Here is a 15216-nt window from a genome sequence, read left to right as displayed (position 1 = left end):
TTACCAGTTTATTCTGAATTTGAGCGCTAATTACTGTCTAACTAAGCGTAGATTATTTACTTGATTAATCAACTCTGGTGAAGATGCTCTAAGTGGGTTGATATCTAAACCACCTCGTCTGGTGTATCTGGCGTAAACTAACAATGCTTTCGGGTTGAATTTGCTTTGTATATCGCTATAAATTCTTTCTACACAATGTTCGTGGAATTCATTATGCCCTCTAAATGAGATGATATATTTGAGCAAACCTTCATGGCAGATTTTCTGTCCAGTATATTCTATAACTAGACTGCCCCAGTCTGGTTGGCCTGTCACTAGACAATTTGATTTTAACAAGTGAGAGCAAATAGATTCAGTAACTTCTTGCGATTCGCTTGCTAACTTGAGTAAATCTGGATTGTAATCGTATTCAGTGATCTTGATTGCTTGCTTATCAAGGTTGGTTGAAACTAGTTTCGCAAGGCCGAATTCAGTATATTCGGCTAAATCAAATAATTTCACTTCTACTGCTAAGCCGGACGTTTTAGCTAAATCAGTCGTCATTTTAGTGACAACCTCTTCTACAGAGCTGAATTGAGATTGGTTAAAGCTATTTAAATATAATTTAAACGATTTCGATTCCACTAAATTGTCTGAATTCGCACTAAACCTGAATTCCCCAATTTTAACAATTGGCTTTCCATTTAAATCTAGCCAAGATATTTCGTATCCTGTCCATAGATCATAACCGGTAAATTCTTGCTCGAGTTTAGGCAATGACTCTCTAGTTAAGGCTCTTGGAACTGCTTCAAGTTGGCTTGGGTCATAGTGAGAAACATAGGTTGTTTCTTTACCTAATTTAAGTTCTTTTAGTAAATTACTTGAGTTGATGTCAGACATAAGGCTAAATGTATCTATTCAGTGATAGCCTATTTTAAACTAAAAATGTCCACTCCAGTAAAATTAGCATTAGAAAATTTATTTCAGCGTTTTCAACAGCATCAAAGTTCAGTCTATCTTGGCAGATGTGAATATGAAGAGGATTGGCTAAGTCCATGCTTGGTTGGTGAAGTAGAAAACGGAACAAGTGCTTGGAATCCAGCTTTACGAAGTCAAAAACAAGATTTATCTAATATTTCTCAAGCACTTGATATTGAGCTTCATCCGAGTATTAGTGACTATTTTTGTTCTTTTTATAGTGGCTCGATCGATTGCTTATATGAGCAAGATGGTTTGTCATTAATACAAGCGTGGAATGAAGATGACTTTGATTTACTGCAACAAAATATCATAGGTCACTTATTAATGAAGAAAAAACTCAAGCAGCAAGCGACAGTTTTTATCGCTGCGACCACTGATGATATGTATGTTATCTCGGTATTAAACTCTTCAGGCGAAGTCGTTTTAGAACCTGTAGGCAAAGAGCCTGTTCAACTGTTAGCGCCTTCTATTGCTGAGTTTTTAGCGCTATTAAATCCAGCTAGCTAGTCAATTTTGCAAGTTGTTCTGTCAGGAAAGCAACTTGCTGTTCGAGCTGTTTCACTCTTTCTTCAAGTTCAGGCTTTGGATTGACGTTAACTTCCACCTGTGTTTTTTCTTCAGGTGCTTCTGTTGGCTGGTAGACACTAAGATATTGTTCTGGGTTTTCTTTAAAACTTGCAATCGCTTTAGTGATTACAGGTAAGGGCGCTTTAGTTGTCATACTGTTACGTACAGTTGCAACTGAAATATTTTTGTTCTCTAAGTGGAGTTTGCAAATAACATCAAAAACGTATTGAAAAGCAGATTCTAAACTCATGTGATAGCTCTTTGTCGTTAAAGGCCCATAGTAACATTCAAGATTACGAAGATTCAAAATACTTTTCGTAATCTATGGGGTATTTACCTTGATATTAACTTTGAGCCTTACAGCGCCACTAAACGAGATTAAGCTGATATTCTTTGTGATTTGAGTCTATGCTTTGCATCATATAATAGGCCATCCACCTTATCGAAAAGTTGTTCGCAAGTTTGGTGCCTATGCCATTGGGCATAGCCTAAAGAGGTAGTGACCGCTGTTTTTTGCATATTAGGGTTTAGAGAAACTAGGGTGTTAATTCTAGCCGCAACTCGGTCTGCAACATCTGTATTATCTGTATTTAGGATGAGGGCAAATTCATCTCCGCCAAACCTAAACGCCAGATCCGAACGTCTAACACTTTTTGATAAAATATTTGAAAACTCTTGTAAGATGAGGTCACCAGTAGAGTGACCAAATCTGTCATTGGCTTGCTTAAAGTTGTCTAGATCAAGCAGAAATAAAAATAAACTAGAATCATCTCTTTGCGCTTTCTCGACAGCTAAATCAAAGTTTTCATCAAACGAAGCCCTGTTACCTAACTTAGTTAGGTGATCTTTTAGCGCTTGTTGTTGAAGTAAAGCGTATTGCAGCGCATTTTTAATCGGAAAGCCTAGTTTTACTTGCATTTGATGTAGAATTTTAACGTCGCTAGGTTCAATTTCACTGTATGCCGCATAGGTGATGCAGCCTATCGATTGATTTTTTACTCGGATTTCGGAAATATGTTCGTAAATGCCTTGAGCGTAATTATCGGTTTCAACGCAGATAGATTCGCATTGAAAGCGTACGCCACTTATTTGGAGATATCTTGCCGCTTCATGGGTAAAGATTTGCAGCAATTCTTCTAGTTTCAAAGACGTTTGCAGTTGCTCAGTCAAGTTGGAGAAATTAGGTTCGAAGTCTGTTCTTATATTGCCGACAACGCCCGATTTTATTGGGGAAATATAACCTGTATCTGTATTTATGAAACGCTGTAAATTATCCACTATTATCACCTAACTCTTTTGATTACAGGAAATAATTAGCGATAACTGTGCCAACTAAAGAAAAGTCTTTATTTTCATTGGTTTAATTGTTTGGTGCTGGTTTTTTGACTTTGTTTTATCTGGCCGTCAAAAAAACTACAGCGTATAATTTTTGAATTGATAAATTTTTTTGTAAAAACTAAAACAAGCCTCTGTTTATCTTCTATATTTAATTGTATCCGTCAAAGCGAAGCGCTAAATACTAAATTCTGAATAAGATAGATGAAGTTAGCTTCAAAATAATTTTAAAGGATTCTATGGCGCAGAGTGTTTTTACTGAAGTCGTCTATTTACTGATTATTTCAGTCTGTTTAGTGGCTGCATTTAGGCGTTTAAAGCTCGCACCTATAATTGCTTATCTTTTAGCTGGGGTAATAGCTGGGCCATCGGTTTTAGATTTATTATCTGATGCTGCTCAAATCAGTCTAGTTGCAGAACTTGGCATCGTATTTTTATTATTTTCTTTAGGGCTCGAATTTTCATTTCCTAAGCTATTTGCCATGCGCCATATGGTATTTGGCATAGGTTTCGCTCAAGTTTTATCTTGTTTATCCATCGTTTTTGCAATTTGCTTTATTCTTGGCTTTAGCTGGCAAACATCCTTTGTTGCCAGCTGCGCATTAGCCTTATCTTCTACCGCTATCGTAATTAAACAATTAACTGAAACCGGAAAGCTACAAATTAGGCGCGGTCAGCTTGCTGTTTCCATTTTATTATTTCAAGATTTGGCTGTTGTCCCTATGTTGATTGCTATCCCGATTATTTCAGGCGCGACTAGTGACGGCTTGTTTTTAGCACTATCAACAGCCTTATTAAAAGGTACAGTTGTTTTTATTGGCATGATTGCAATTGGTAAGTGGGTTTTACCTCGTATTTTTAATGAAATAGCGCAAGCTAGATCGGATGAACTTTTTGTTTTAACCAGTATTTTGATTGTTCTGGTGACTGGGGCTATTACGCATTTTTTTGGTTTATCTATGGCGTTAGGTGCTTTTTTAGCTGGGATGATGCTGGGAGAAAGCCAATATAAACATCAACTAGAAGCAGATATTAGACCGTTTCGAGATATTTTAATGGGGCTATTTTTCATTAGTGTGGGCATGCAGCTTGAACTTAGCTTTATTGCTGAATCTTGGTATCTCGTGTTGGCTTCTGTCGCTGCAATCATGTTGGTTAAAGTACTGATGATCCAGTTAGTCGCCAGATTAATGGCACAAAATGTAACAGATTCTTGGTCTGCTGGCATTATGCTATGCCAAATGGGCGAGTTTGGCTTTGTTATCGCTGCGCTTGCATTAGATCATCAGTTAATTAACCCAAATACGGCTTCTATGATAGTTGGAATTGGTGTTGTCAGCATGGGCGTTACGCCATATTTAGTCGATAAATCAGGTAAGTTAAGTCAGTTAATTAGCCATCAGAACCTGATTGATGAAATTGAATTAGGTATTGAAAATATTGCTTTAGATAAACATGTAATTATCTGTGGTTTTGGTCGGGTAGGGCAAACCGTTAGTCGGTTTTTGAAATTAGAGGCGATACAGTTTGTCGCGCTCGATATGGACCCAACTCGAGTTAGGGAAGCTAAAGCTGCTTCAGAAAATATACACTTTGGCGACGCAAGAAAAGCTGCCATTTTAACCGCGGCAAATATTAACCAAGCCCAACTCGTTATTATTACTTTTGATGATTTGGCCAAAACCTTAAGTGTGATTGCACAGATTAAAAAATTAGAAGCGACGGCTAAAATATTAGTTAGAACCCATAGTGATGAAAATTTAGATACCTTAATTGAAGCTGGTGCTGATGAAGTTATTCCTGAAACACTGGAAGGCAGTTTGATGCTAGTCTCACATGTATTATTTCAATCTGGAGTTCCGGTTAAACGGATATTTGGCCGAGTCAGACGAGAACGGAAAAATCATTATAATGGTTTACATGGTTTTTATCGTGGAGATTCAAGCCATATGAATGATGAAGATGTGGAATTTTTGCATGCTGTCACTTTATCAAATGATGCATTTGCGATTGGTCTGCAGTTAAACGAACTTGATTTACCTTTAAGGCGAGTTGAAGTCGCAGCCGTTCGGCGTAAAGACAAGGAATACCCCAACCCTGATCCAAGTATTGAACTTGAAGCTCAAGATATCGTTATATTAATAGGTATACCGAGAAGAGTTGAAAGAGCAGAGCGCTATTTATTGGAAGGACGTTAATCCATATGTGTCGCTTTGGTTGCTCCGCTCAGGCATTTTTCAATCGGTATTTAAAGTTGAGTTAATACAGTGAGGATATGTTTTTATACCAGTTCACCTAAGTTTTTGATCTATATTTTATGTAGAAAAAAAGTGCGCTAACAAGGCATGAATTGCCGCTACCAGTAAACTAATAGCAAAATTCATAACGCAGTTTACGTGCTTTTAAACCCGTAAAATTGAGCAATAATTAGGATGGATTGGTATTACCCATTTTAACAATTATGTATATTAAAACTCAGCACCTGATCTATGTGCGGCTTGTTGAGTGCCAACATAACTAGTCTATCTATTCCAAGGGCTACGCCTGCGCAATCGGGTAATCCAGCTGACAATGCCGCTAATAAATTATAATCAATCGGTTTCGGCTTTTTACCTGCCTCTACCCTAGCTTTATTGTCTTGTTCAAAGCGTTTCGCTTGCTCATTTGAGTCGGTTAACTCATGAAAACCATTGGCGAGTTCAATCCCTTTGTAATAGATTTCGAACCTTTCCGCGACTCTGTTATCTTGTTTTGAAATTTTGGCCAAAGATGCCTGCTCAGCTGGAAAATTATAAATGACACAAGGCCTAGATTGACCTATTTTAGGTTCAATACATTGGCTTAAAATAAATTGAAGCAAATCGGTTTTATTGTCACTCATATTCGCTAAATCAGCTTCACCTTGCGACATTAAAGCTAGCTTTAATTCTTGGGCAGATGCCGTTAGAGGATCTATCCCAAGGTGTTGCTGAAATACTGCTTGGTAACTATACCTTTCCGCTTTTTCGCAGCTAAGTACTAATTGGAGTAATTGGTCTATTTCATCAATTAAATCAAAATGATTAAACCCGATTCTATACCATTCGAGAATGCTAAACTCAGGGTTATGATACCTGCCCGATTCATCATCTCTAGCTGCTTTACATATTTGGAAAATACAGCCTGAACCAGCTGCAAGCAAGCGTTTCATCGCAAATTCAGGCGACGTTTGTAGGTATAGTTCTTTCGGCGTTGCAAATCCGGGGCCTTGAAACTCAGTGATCAAGTTTTCTAAATATAAATCTGTTACACCTGCACTGGCTAACAGGGGGGTTTCAACTTCCATCACCTTACGCTCGTAAAAGAATTGACGAATTTGTTGAATGATTGCAGCCCTTTGTTTAAGAGTTTTAATGCTTGCGGTAGGTTGCCAAGTGGAAGTCATAAGCGGGTTTATTCGTGTGTTATTTTTACGCTATAAAAAAGGGAGTTAAATAACTCCCTTTTGTTAACCTGAATTCAGGTTAGTTAAATAACCGAGTTCAAAGGGTTACTTAACTCGTGATACGTATTCACCAGTTCGAGTGTCTACTTTAATTACTTCACCGATTTGAATAAATAAAGGTACTCGTACAACCGCACCAGTATTTAAAGTAGCAGGTTTACCACCTGTTCCAGCTGTGTCACCTTTTAAACCCGGATCGGTTTCTGTTACTTCTAATTCAACAAAATTTGGTGGTGTAACTGCGATAGGATTGCCATCCCAAAGTGTGATAACGCAAACATCTTGTTCTACTAACCACTTTTCATTATCACCAATTGCTTTTGCATCAGCTGCAATTTGTTCAAATGTGTCATTATTCATGAAGTGCCAGAACTCGCCATCGTTATATAAGTAAGCTAGGTCTGTATCCATAACTTCCGCTTTTTCAACAGATTCACCAGATTTAAAGGTTTTTTCTAACACTTTACCTGAGATAAGCTTACGGATTTTTACTCGGTTAAAAGCTTGGCCTTTACCCGGTTTTACGATTTCATTTTCTATTATGGCGCATGGCTCACCATCTAACATGATTTTTAAGCCACCGCGGAATTCGTTGGTACTGACTGTAGCCATGATTTCCTCTGTCATTTAATTCGTTTTTAGAACTGCGCATTTTAGCCTAATTTAACTTTTTATAAAGCCTTTTACTTAATTAAGCTTAAATCAGCTATTGATAATACTTGAGTTCAGTTAAAATACGGCGGTTGAGGAATTAAATTAGAAATTGAATGTTTAAATACGAGTCTTGTTGGCGCAAAGAGTTAGCTAAAACAGTAACTGATCCTGCTGAATTATTGTCTTTGTTAAATATAGATGCTGCCGCTTATCAAGCCGGTTTTTCTGCGCGTAAGCTTTTTCCGTTGAGAGTACCTAGGCCTTTTATTGCTAAAATGGAACAAGGCAACGAAAATGATCCGTTATTTAAACAAGTTATGACAAACCAGCTTGAGTTTGAGCAGGTTGAAGGCTTTGTCAGTGATCCACTTGGTGAACATGAATCTGTGTTACCAGGCCTATTACATAAATACAAAAGTCGCGTTTTATTTATTCTTAAAACCGGATGTGCTGTTAATTGCCGCTATTGTTTCCGCCGACATTTTCCTTATCAAGATAACGCGCCTAATCAGCAAGGCTGGCAGCAGGCTTTTGATTATATCCAGTCGCATCCGGAAATTAACGAAGTTGTGCTAAGTGGTGGCGATCCTTTAATGGCGAGTGATAAGCACCTAATTGAGCTTATTTCATCATTGGAGCAAATTCCGCATCTAACTCGAATTAGAATTCACACGCGCTTGCCTATTGTTATTCCCCAAAGAATTACACCTGAGCTAACTCATGCTTTGGTAAATAGCCGATTAAAAAGCATTATTGTGCTGCATGTTAATCATGCAAATGAGTTAGATGATTTATTAAAAGAGCATTTATCACTATGGCAAAGCAATCAGATTACTTTATTGAATCAAGCTGTGTTGCTAAAAGCGGTAAATGATAATATCAGTGCTTTGGTTAATTTAAGTGAGCGTTTATTTGAGCTTGGTATTTTACCTTATTACATCCACTTATTTGACAAAGTATCTGGTGCTGCACATTTTTATCAGGATGATGAGTATGTTGCCAAACTTCAAGCTGGATTAAGAGCTGAACTGCCAGGATTTTTAGTACCTAAATGGGTCAGAGAAGAAGCCGGAGAAGCGAGTAAAACCCCAATTGTTTTTACTGGATAAAGTTAAAAACAATACCTGCTCTGTTCCAAGCTATGATAACTTGGATTAGAGCATGCATTGTAGAGGGGCGTTAAGCTTTCCTACCATTACAAATTGGCAGTACAGCCTAACTTTGCACAAGGTTAAACCTTTATATTGATATTTTGGCCAACTGCTGGATCTGCCGATTGAGGAGGGGAAACATTGGCAGATTCTAACAATTCCACAGCGGCTTTACCCTCTGCTTCTTGTTGTGTTTTAGCTAATTTTGCAGCGCGAAGTTCTTCGCTTACACCACCAACTTGCGATTGACCAGAACTAGATGAACTTATTTGCATAAGTGTCTCCAAACAATATTAATATCCCTAAGGATATTAATGGTTTAATCGAGAGCGGGATTACCCTCATAAACTGTATCGGCTGCATTGCTCAAGACTTTAGTAAAAAAATCGAATAAAATACGCTTAATTGAAGAATGAGAGTGTTTTGATGCAAAATATTATAGAAGCCCTACGCCAAAGCTTAGCAACAGCTTATAAGCAAGCCATTGATTGTGATAAATTTTTAGATGAGATCCAAGAGCAGGGCCATGGTAAATATAAAGCTATATTTACGACAGGTTTTGAAGCTAAGTCGGATCGTTTTTTACCTTACGTAGAAGAAGTCGGTAAAGCTTTTTACGAGTTGACTGAAAATCACAAAACAGATTTTAGCCCTGAAGCAATTAAACCCATGGTAAAACAATTGGAAATAATTTTTGCCACTCAAGCTAAATTCATCAATGAGTTTAATAACGCAGATAAAATGCATTAGTTCAAAAAAACGACAAGTTGACTATAATTGAATTGAATACCTTGAGGTTCACTTATGGAAATTAACTTTAACACCTTACCTAATTCCAGTTCAGGCGTCGGCTTAAATATTGCTGAAAAGGCGAATGCTGTGCCTGAATCTCAATATCCAGCGTTAGGACCTGTTCAACAAGAAACTCAAGTTACTTTGTCACCTCAAGCTCAAATTTTGCAAAAAACAGGGGCAGATAATCAGAGTGCAGTTGATGCTCAGTTAGAAGAGTCTGGAGATAATAATGCGAGCCAATCTATTCGGGTGTCTAGCAGTCTTGGTGAAGCAGCAAGCGCTGCAGGGCTAACAGAGCAGGAAGCGATCAAGTTATATCAAAGTATCAAAGACTTGCTTTAGCTATATCAGAAGGCGAGGTGGGTTACTCGCCTTAAGATTTACTTACTCGTTTACGCTTTTTTAGTACCTGAAACACGGCACCAATCACCTTCTATTTCTGTCGGCTCTAAATCAAACCATTGGCTATAGATTTGGTGAATTGATTCAGCTTGAGACTCTAATATACCTGACATAGCGAGTTTACCACCAGGTTTAACATAGGCTGTGATAATTTCGGCTAATTCTCTGAGTGGACCGGCTAAAATATTGGCAACCACTATGTCAGCTTGGGCTTCTGGCTGATTTTCTGGTAAGTATAATTCCAATTTATCAGTGACTTGATTTCTTTCGGCATTTGCTTCTGAAGCTTGTAAAGCTTGAGGATCTATATCAATGCCTATCACTTTGTCCGCACCTAGTTTCAATGCAGCAACCGCTAAAATGCCAGAGCCGCAGCCAAAGTCGACCACTAACTCTTTTCCGCTAATTTGTTGATCTAACCATTTTAGGCATAAAGACGTTGTTGGATGAGTACCTGTACCAAATGCAAGTCCAGGATCTAAAATAACGTTGACTGCTTCTGGATCGGGCGCTTCACACCAGCTTGGACATATCCATAGTTTTTGACCAAACTGGATTGGTTTGAAACTGTCCATCCATTCTCTGATCCAGTCTTTGTCTTCGAGTTGCTCAACCTTATATTGACCTTTATTGCCAAATGGAAAGCTTTTTAGCTGCTCAATAATCGCATCTGCATCTATTTCAGCATCAAAAAGTCCAATCGCTATTGTCGTGTCCCATAAAATAAAATCACCCGGTTTAGGCTCGTAAATAGGCGTGTCGTGGGCGTCTAAAAATGTGACTGAAACAGCGCCTAATTCAGACATTTCATCTGAAACTAAATCGGCGCTTTGCTTATCTGTGGTGTAGCGAATTTGAATCCAAGGCATATAAGTATGTCGTTTAACAATTTTGTGGCGATTATACTTAAATTTGGATCCCGCGTCAGTCTAAAGACACTTTTTTGTTCTCTGTTGGACAGCGTTCTAGCTGTTTTATACTGCCATCTGACATTTCTTCCTCTAACTTCACATCGAATTGCCATAAACGATACAGGTGCTTCAGTACTTCTTTTCTGCTATCGGCTAATGGAATTCTGTTTTGTGATTTGTATCTTAAAGTCAAAGAACGATCACCGTTCACATCCACATTATAAACTTGGATGTTTGGCTCCAAGTTGCTTAGATTGTACTGGCTTGATAATGCATTCCTAATATCTTTGTAACCTTGTTCGTTGTGGATCGAAGTCACTTCAACAAAATTTCGATAGTCGTCATCATTAATATGAAATAATTTTAAATCTCGGATTAATTTAGGTGATAAATATTGGCTAATAAAACTTTCATCTTTAAAGTTTAGCATTGCAAAATGTAAGGTTTCTAACCAGTCTGAGCCTGCTATTTCAGGAAACCAATGTTTATCTTCTTCAGTTGGGTGTTCGCAAATACGGCGAAGATCAACAAACATGTTAAATCCTAACGCATAAGGATTTATCCCAGAGTAATAGTCGCTGTTATAAGGTGGTTGGTAAATAACACCAGTATGAGACTGCAAAAACTCCAGCATGAAACGATCGGATAACAAACCTTCGTCAAACAAGTGATTTAAAATTGTATAGTGCCAAAAGGTCGCCCAACCTTCGTTCATCACCTGAGTTTGTTTTTGTGGATAAAAATACTGGGATATTTTTCTTACTATCCTGACTAATTCCCTTTGCCAAGGTTCAAGCATAGGGGCATTCTTTTCGATAAAATAAAGCAAGTTTTCTTGCGGTTCTGATGGGAATCTAATATTTTCAGTTTTACTTTTTTTCTTTTTATTCGGCACAGTGCGCCATAAATCATTGACTTGTGATTGCAGGTAACTTGCTCTTTCTTGTTGTCTTCTTTGTTCTTCATGAATTGAGATTTTTTGTGGACGTTTATATCTATCCACACCAAAATTCATTAACGCATGACACGAATCTAGAATTAGCTCAACTTCTTGAAACCCATACTTCTCTTCGCATTCTGCAATGTAATTTTTGGCAAATAATAAGTAGTCGATAATTGAGCTGGCATCTGTCCAAGTTGTAAATAAGTAATTGTTTTTAAAAAATGAGTTATGTCCATAGCAGGCATGTGCCATAACTAGTGCCTGCATAGTTATGGTATTTTCTTCCATTAAATATGAGATACAAGGATCTGAATTAATCACGATTTCATAGGCTAACCCCATGTAACCGCGTTTATAATTTTGCTCTGTTTGAATGAATTTTTTACCAAATGACCAATGGCTGTATCCAATCGGCATACCTATGCTGGAATATGCATCCATCATTTGCTCAGCTGTAATTATCTCTATTTGGTTTGGATAGGTATCCAACTTATAATATTCGGCAACTCTTTTTATTTCTTTGTGATACGCATCTAATAATTCAAATGTCCACTCTGGACCGTCATCTAGAGGTGTGTGTGCTTGTTTTTTAGCTTGCATAACGCCACCTTATTTTTGTTTGATTTGTTTTTTGAAAAGTTCTCGGAATACAGGATAAATATCGCTTACGTCTTTGATATGTTGTATCGCGAAGTTACTGTATTGCTCTGCTATTTGTTCATATTCACGCCAAAGCGATTGATGATTTCTATTGGTGATTTCTATATAAGCGTAATAACGAATAGTTGGAATGATATTTTTAATCAGAAGCTCACTGCATAGTGGTGAGTCATCAGCCCAGTTATCACCGTCAGAAGCTTGTGCTGCATATATATTCCATTGATTCTCTGGATAACGCTTTTTGACAATTTCATCCATTAATTTAATCGCACTCGACACTATAGTCCCGCCCGTCTCTTGAGAATAGAAGAACTCTTGCTCATCAACTTCTTTAGCTTGGGTGTGATGTCGTATGTAAACTACTTCTACATTTTTATAGGTACGAGTTAAAAATAAGTAGAGCAAAATATAAAAGCGTTTAGCTATATCTTTTGTTGCTTGGTCCATTGAGCCAGATACATCCATTAAGCAAAACATAACGGCTTTACTGGTTGGTACTGCCTGTTGCTCAAAATTTTTGTACCTAAGATCAAACTCATCTATAAAAGGAATTTTTTTGATTTTTGCTTCAAGCTCTTCAATTTCATTTTGTAGAATTTCAATTTCTGAAGCATTCTCGTCTGGTTCTGCAAGTATTAATTCAAGTTGCTCTTTAGCTTGTTTTAAACGTTTTTTGTACTTACCAGACATAGCAGTACGGCGAGCCAATGAATTTTTGACTGATCTAACGATATCAATCCCATTTGGGTTGCCGTCTGATTTAAAACCGGCTCTTACGGTTTTATATTCTGTGATTTTAGCGAGTTGATTTTTTTGCAGATTTGGCAATTCCAAATCTTCAAATAAGATATCTAGATACTCTTCTTTTGAAATCTGGAAAACAAATTCATCATTGCCTTCGCCATCTGGACTGGCTTCACCTTGGCCTGAACCGCCGCCTTCGCCAGCAGGTGGGCGCTTTATTCTATCTCCTTGTGAGAATTGGTCGTTACCAGGGTGGACCATATCTCGATTACCGCCTTTTCCATGATGGAAAACGGGTTCAGAGACATCTTTAGTCGGAATGCTAATACTTTCACCCGAGTCTAAATCAGTAACGCTTCGCTTATTGACGGCATCAGAAACTGCTTCTTTTATTTGTTTGTTATAGCGCTGCAGAAAGCGCCGGCGGTTAACCGCACTTTTATTTTTTGCATTGAGTCGACGATCAATAAAATTCGCCATATACGCCCCTTAATTCAAGCTGAATAGTCAGATTGGATCTGAATATATTTGCTAGGCGGCATATAAGCCGCCATTATTTAACTTGCAATCAATGGCTTATGAAGATTTTCTAACTCGTAAATACCATTCGGATAGAAGTCGGACCTGTTTTCTGGTGTAACCTTTCTCCATCATTCGTTCTACAAAGTCATCGTGCTTCTTCTGGTCTTCATTTGATGTTTTTGCATTAAATGAAATTACAGGCAGTAACTCTTCGGTATTGGAAAACATTTTTTTCTCAATAACCGTTCTTAATTTTTCATAACTCGTCCATTTAGGGTTATGCCCGCCCTTATTTGCTCTCGCTCTTAACACAAAGTTGACTATCTCATTTCTGAAATCTTTGGGGTTACTAATCCCTGCCGGTTTTTCTATTTTTTCTAGCTCGCTATTTAAAGCTGAGCGATCGAATAGTTGTCCTGTTTCAGGATCTCGATATTCTTGATCTTGGATCCAAAAATCAGCATAAGTAACATAGCGGTCAAAAATGTTCTGGCCGTATTCAGAGTAAGATTCTAAGTAAGCGGTTTGTATCTCTTTACCTATAAATTCAACGTATTTAGGGGTTAAGTAACCTTTTAAGAATTCTAAATATTGCTCAGCAACTTCATTTGGGAATTGCTCGCGTTCAATTTGTTGCTCAAGCACATAAAACAGGTGCACTGGATTAGCTGCTACTTCGGCATGATCAAAGTTAAATACACGAGATAGAATCTTAAACGCAAATCGAGTCGATAAACCGTTCATACCTTCATCAACCCCAGCAAAATCTCGGTACTCTTGGTGTGATTTCGCTTTAGGGTCGGTATCTTTTAAACTCTCACCGTCATAGACTCTGACTTTAGAATAGATACTTGAATTTTCGGGTGGCTTTACTCTAGAAAGTACTGAAAATTGAGCTAGGGTTTCTAACGTACCCGGTGCGCAAGGCGCTTCGTTTAGTTGGCTGTTTTCCAGTAACTTTCTGTATATTTTAATCTCTTCTGAGATACGTAAACAGTAAGGCACTTTTACTATGTAAACTCTGTCTAAAAATGCTTCATTATTTTTGTTATTACGGAAGGACTGCCATTCTGATTCATTTGAATGAGCTAAAATAATGCCGTCAAAAGGAAGTGCTGACATACCTTCTGTTGGGTTGTAGTTGCCTTCTTGAGTTGCTGTTAATAACGGATGCAGTACTTTAATTGGTGCCTTAAACATCTCTACAAATTCCATCACACCTTGGTTTGCTCTACAAAGAGCTCCAGAGTAGCTATAGGCATCAGGATCGTGTTGAGCATATTCATCTAAGCGGCGTATATCCACTTTACCAACAAGCGCAGAGATATCTTGATTATTGTCATCACCAGGTTCTGTTTTTGCGATTCCCACTTGGTCAAGAATAGATGGATAAACTTTTACGACTTTAAATTGGCTAATATCACCATTAAATTCATGCAGTCTTTTTCGTGCCCACGGCGACATTATGGTTTTGACGTATCGATTTGGGATACCGTATTCTTTCTCTAATATTTCTCCATCTTCGCTTACATCAAATAAACACAAGGGATGATCATTAACAGGTGACCCCTTGATGATGTAAATCGGACATTTTTGAACTAGGCTTTTTATTTTTTCAGCTAGCGAGCTTTTACCGCCACCAACAGGACCTAATAGATAGAGAATTTGTTTCTTTTCTTCTAAGCCTTGAGCTGCATGTTTTAAATAAGAAACAATCTGCTCAATTGCCTCTTCCATGCCATAAAACTCATCAAATGCAGGGTACCTAGCTATCACTCTGTTGGAGAAAATACGACTTAACCTAGGTATTTTGGAGGTATCAACCATTTCTGGTTCACCTATAGCGGTCAGTAATCTTTCTGCTGAATTAGCGTAAACACTCGGATCTGATTTACACAGTTCAAGAAACTCTTGAATTGTGTATTCTTCTTCTTTCGTAGATTCATATCTTTGTTGAAAATGCTCGAAAATACCCATGCAGGCCTCCACCATCAATCGATAAATTACAGTTGTAATTGATTAATTAATTTAAATCTAAGACAAAAATTTAGTGGCGGAAGTTCATTCGCTATCCAACTAAGTCTTACA

At 37.8% G+C, this 15216-nt stretch carries 15 protein-coding genes; 5 read left to right on the top strand and 10 right to left on the bottom strand.

Translation table 11 applies throughout. From position 1 onward, the window contains the following. Nucleotides 1–30: 30 nt before the first annotated feature. A complete protein-coding gene (gene queF, locus XM47_RS08285) occupies nt 31–879 on the bottom strand; it encodes an NADPH-dependent 7-cyano-7-deazaguanine reductase QueF (RefSeq protein ID WP_048691533.1) in 849 nt (282 codons plus the stop codon). A 45-nt stretch (nt 880–924) separates the two neighbouring features. Here queF and syd point away from each other — a divergent pair, with 45 nt between their 5' ends. Beyond that, on the top strand, nt 925–1467 hold the full coding sequence (gene syd / locus XM47_RS08280) for a SecY-interacting protein (protein ID WP_048691531.1): 543 nt from the start codon (nt 925–927) through the stop codon (nt 1465–1467). On the opposite strand, the gene XM47_RS08275 is transcribed toward syd, so the two are convergent. Next, nucleotides 1460–1777, bottom strand: coding sequence for a hypothetical protein (locus XM47_RS08275; RefSeq protein ID WP_048691529.1), 318 nt, complete (start codon nt 1775–1777; stop codon nt 1460–1462). The genes syd and XM47_RS08275 overlap by 8 nt on opposite strands. Nucleotides 1778–1905: 128 nt before the next feature. Continuing rightward, the gene (locus tag XM47_RS08270; RefSeq protein WP_048691527.1) at nt 1906–2805 is read right to left on the bottom strand and encodes a GGDEF domain-containing protein; all 900 of its coding nucleotides are present in this window, start codon (nt 2803–2805) and stop codon (nt 1906–1908) included. 296 nt (nt 2806–3101) lie between these two features. Here XM47_RS08270 and XM47_RS08265 point away from each other — a divergent pair, with 296 nt between their 5' ends. Further along, nucleotides 3102–5060 carry a monovalent cation:proton antiporter family protein gene (locus XM47_RS08265; protein WP_048691526.1) on the top strand — a complete coding sequence of 653 codons (1959 nt, stop codon included), beginning with the start codon at nt 3102–3104 and terminating at the stop codon, nt 5058–5060. A gap of 254 nt (nt 5061–5314) precedes the next feature. On the opposite strand, the gene epmA is transcribed toward XM47_RS08265, so the two are convergent. Both epmA and efp read right to left on the bottom strand, forming a co-directional pair. After that, on the bottom strand, nt 5315–6286 hold the full coding sequence (gene epmA, locus XM47_RS08260) for an elongation factor P--(R)-beta-lysine ligase (protein WP_048691523.1): 972 nt from the start codon (nt 6284–6286) through the stop codon (nt 5315–5317). A gap of 105 nt (nt 6287–6391) precedes the next feature. Next, on the bottom strand, nt 6392–6958 hold the full coding sequence (efp, locus tag XM47_RS08255; RefSeq protein ID WP_048691521.1) for an elongation factor P: 567 nt from the start codon (nt 6956–6958) through the stop codon (nt 6392–6394). A gap of 155 nt (nt 6959–7113) precedes the next feature. On the opposite strand from efp, the gene epmB reads away from it, so the two are divergent. Beyond that, nucleotides 7114–8109 (top strand): EF-P beta-lysylation protein EpmB, encoded by a 996-nt coding sequence (gene epmB, locus XM47_RS08250; RefSeq protein WP_048691520.1) that lies wholly within the window; start codon nt 7114–7116, stop codon nt 8107–8109. A gap of 122 nt (nt 8110–8231) precedes the next feature. Here epmB and XM47_RS08245 read toward each other — a convergent pair whose 3' ends face one another. Then, entirely contained in the window at nt 8232–8426 is a 195-nt protein-coding gene (locus XM47_RS08245) for a hypothetical protein (protein WP_048691518.1), read from the bottom strand. A gap of 151 nt (nt 8427–8577) precedes the next feature. On the opposite strand from XM47_RS08245, the gene XM47_RS08240 reads away from it, so the two are divergent. Both XM47_RS08240 and XM47_RS08235 read left to right on the top strand, forming a co-directional pair. Then, a complete protein-coding gene (locus XM47_RS08240; RefSeq protein WP_048691517.1) occupies nt 8578–8901 on the top strand; it encodes a hypothetical protein in 324 nt (107 codons plus the stop codon). Between the two features lie 54 nt (nt 8902–8955). Further along, a complete protein-coding gene (locus XM47_RS08235; RefSeq protein ID WP_048691515.1) occupies nt 8956–9288 on the top strand; it encodes a hypothetical protein in 333 nt (110 codons plus the stop codon). A gap of 50 nt (nt 9289–9338) precedes the next feature. On the opposite strand, the gene prmA is transcribed toward XM47_RS08235, so the two are convergent. The 4 genes from prmA to XM47_RS08215 all read right to left on the bottom strand — a co-directional run bounded on the left by prmA (nt 9339) and on the right by XM47_RS08215 (nt 15105). Then, nucleotides 9339–10217 carry a 50S ribosomal protein L11 methyltransferase gene (gene prmA / locus XM47_RS08230; RefSeq protein ID WP_048691513.1) on the bottom strand — a complete coding sequence of 293 codons (879 nt, stop codon included), beginning with the start codon at nt 10215–10217 and terminating at the stop codon, nt 9339–9341. 55 nt (nt 10218–10272) lie between these two features. Further along, the gene (locus XM47_RS08225; RefSeq protein WP_048691512.1) at nt 10273–11802 is read right to left on the bottom strand and encodes a SpoVR family protein; all 1530 of its coding nucleotides are present in this window, start codon (nt 11800–11802) and stop codon (nt 10273–10275) included. A gap of 9 nt (nt 11803–11811) precedes the next feature. After that, nucleotides 11812–13086, bottom strand: coding sequence for a YeaH/YhbH family protein (locus tag XM47_RS08220; RefSeq protein WP_048691510.1), 1275 nt, complete (start codon nt 13084–13086; stop codon nt 11812–11814). A gap of 96 nt (nt 13087–13182) precedes the next feature. Continuing rightward, nucleotides 13183–15105, bottom strand: coding sequence for a PrkA family serine protein kinase (locus XM47_RS08215; RefSeq protein ID WP_048691509.1), 1923 nt, complete (start codon nt 15103–15105; stop codon nt 13183–13185). Nucleotides 15106–15216: the final 111 nt, after the last annotated feature.

The organism is Catenovulum maritimum, from assembly GCF_001050375.1.
Taxonomy (GTDB): Bacteria; Pseudomonadota; Gammaproteobacteria; order Enterobacterales; family Alteromonadaceae; genus Catenovulum; species Catenovulum maritimum.
Note: the sequence above shows the minus strand (reverse complement) of the source record. Positions and strands in the feature narration are given on the sequence as shown.